We start from the raw sequence: 2368 nt of genomic DNA on the forward strand, positions 1-2368 counted from the left end.
CTCAAAACAGGCCTGCCATGGCGCATTAGCTCCGCCGCTTAAACACAGTTGCTAGTCGACTTTTTCCCCAGCATAATCCAATAATATTGCTTTCCCAAGGGTTTCCAGGATCAAGTCGATCGATATTAATGAGGAGCGCAAGTTCCTGGCCGCCGGGGTGCACCTGGTATGTCTCCGCATCGACGGGATGAGCTTCGATATTCTTCTTTTTTAGAAATTTTATAGGCCATCAGAAATAGCATGGACATTAACCACGAGACGCTTCTTGTTCTTGCTGTTTTCGGGGACGTTACTTGTTACCATAATTGCAAGCGGCGCCACAGGTTGAGTATCAGCCAGTTCCTTGACATCTTTCAGGTGAGCACCTGCACAACCGGAAAGCAATAAAAGGAAATATGAAGTTCCTGCACATTTCAAGCCGAGCTTAATGAGAAGAGACAATGTGTCGTTATACCGCCCCCAATAGAGGGAGGAGACCAGCATGTCGCTCGTCATTTGCGATCTGGACGAAGCAACGTCTGATGCTTGCGAAGAAGGGCACGACGTTATCGCCAGATTAGCCAATACGCCGGTGGGAACCTTTTTTAGAGCCTGATCCGAAAGTTTTTGAACAATACCAGCGTGTTGTGATTCATCCGTCTTTGCAAAGAGATGGAGTGAATGGTGGCATGGACTGGTATTGCCCGACGCGAACATAGCCGGGAGGGATTGCGATATCCATCGGATATGACGGATGCCGATTGGACTTTGATTATGCCGTTCGTGCCGCTGGCGAAACGGGGCGGACAACCGCGCACGACGGATATGCGCGAGGTCGTGAATGCGATGCTCTATATTGCCTCGGGCGGCTGCGCATGGCGTCTGCTGCCGGAATGCTTTCCACCGGTTTCGACCGTCCGGCGTTACTTCTATGCGTGGCGTGATGCCGGGCTGTTCGAGGGCATGAACACGGTGCTGGTCATGAACCTGCGGGAGATCGAAGGACGCGAAGCCTCCCCGAGCGCGGGCGTGATTGACAGCCAGTCGGTAAAAACTACGGAAAGCGGCGGCATTTCTGGCTCGATATCAAAGCAATAATGACATTGGACCGTCAGATCCCGTTTTGAACCGGGCCGTAGGATTTGAGTTTCATGCGCATTGTCGACGCCTTGTCGCGATCGCTTTGGGAAAAGAGCCCACCGATATGCCAGTGATCATCAAGACGATCGCGATTATCGGACAGGCTCATCCTTTTCACAGTGGCCGGGATTTAACGCTTCAAAGACTCGGCTGGCCTGATTTTTCAGAAGGAAGACTGGAGTTGCTTCAGGCAATTCTGAGGGAACAAACACGCACCATTCTTTCTCATGACTCGCAAATGACAAAACGGCCCTCTTCCGCATCTGGTGCGTCTGATTTTAGTGTTTGAGTGACATTCTACAGATGATGCATATATTCTTTCCTGACGCTTGTGGCATGAACGCAAACGTTCATTGTAATTTAATTCAGTGCTATCCAGCTCCGAGACGCTCCGCCATAAACCCAACAAAAGCCCGGATCTTGGGGAGGGACTGCCTGCTGGAAGGCCAGAGGATACAGACGTCTCTTTTATCGTGAATGTAGCTGTCCAGAACCGGGACAAGCCGCTCTGCCTTAACCCTCTCTTGAACCATGAAATCCGGAAGCAGACCAATGCCCAGCCCCTCCTCTACCAGGCTCAGTAAAGAGTTGATATTATTGGAAACTGAAGATGTTGGCAGCTCGGGGCGGATCAGTTCCCCCTCAATCAGAAAAGGCCAGGGAGCCAGCTTTCCGCTGCTGGGATAGCGGTATCTCAAACAAAGATGCGCCCGAAGATCATCAGGACTGACCGGCAGCCCTCGCTGGACGATATAGTCTGGCGCGGCTACGAGCCTGTGGTGAAACCCGTTAAGTTTTCGCATCATAAGACGCGAGTCATCAACAGCACCTATGCGCATGACAGCATCAAACCCCTCTTCAACCAGGTTGACCAGACGATCACTGAAATCAAGATCCAGTTCGATTTCAGGAAAATGTTTCTGGAATGCAACGATATGAGACATCAACTCAACTCCCAGATTTGGAAAGCCGACGCGTAGACGTCCTTTAGGCTCCACCGTAGCCTTGCTCAGTTCCTCTCGGGCCGCCTCGAACTCTGCGAAAATCTGATAGCAGTGCACAAGAAATTTCTGCCCTTCCGCTGTGAGGGCAATAGCACGTGTCGAACGATGAAAGAGGCGCACGCCCAATTCCTGTTCCAGCTTGGCAATCGTTCGACCAATCGCCGAGGAGGAGAGACCCATCCGCCGCCCAGCTTCCTTGAAGCTACTTGTTTCTGCGGCCTGTACGAAGGCCTCCAAAGGCCCAA

General features: G+C 51.7%; 3 protein-coding genes and 1 pseudogene. 2 read left to right on the top strand and 2 right to left on the bottom strand.

Annotated elements, in window-relative coordinates:
• Window positions 1-219: 219 nt before the first annotated feature.
• The gene (locus tag ABF859_RS15500; protein WP_415516276.1) at window positions 220-483 is read right to left on the bottom strand and encodes a hypothetical protein; all 264 of its coding nucleotides are present in this window, start codon (window positions 481-483) and stop codon (window positions 220-222) included.
• A 177-nt stretch (window positions 484-660) separates the two neighbouring features.
• On the opposite strand from ABF859_RS15500, the pseudogene ABF859_RS15505 reads away from it, so the two are divergent.
• Window positions 661-1059: pseudogene (locus ABF859_RS15505) on the top strand (transposase); the annotation flags it as partial.
• 43 nt (window positions 1060-1102) lie between these two features.
• Window positions 1103-1408 (top strand): CerR family C-terminal domain-containing protein, encoded by a 306-nt coding sequence (locus ABF859_RS15510; protein WP_415516277.1) that lies wholly within the window; start codon window positions 1103-1105, stop codon window positions 1406-1408.
• A gap of 82 nt (window positions 1409-1490) precedes the next feature.
• Here ABF859_RS15510 and ABF859_RS15515 read toward each other — a convergent pair.
• Window positions 1491-2368: LysR family transcriptional regulator (locus tag ABF859_RS15515; protein WP_415528527.1), on the bottom strand; the 878-nt coding region annotated here is incomplete at its 5' end.

Origin of the sequence: Gluconobacter sp. (assembly GCF_047722525.1) — a bacterium.
Classification (GTDB): domain Bacteria; phylum Pseudomonadota; class Alphaproteobacteria; order Acetobacterales; family Acetobacteraceae; genus Gluconobacter.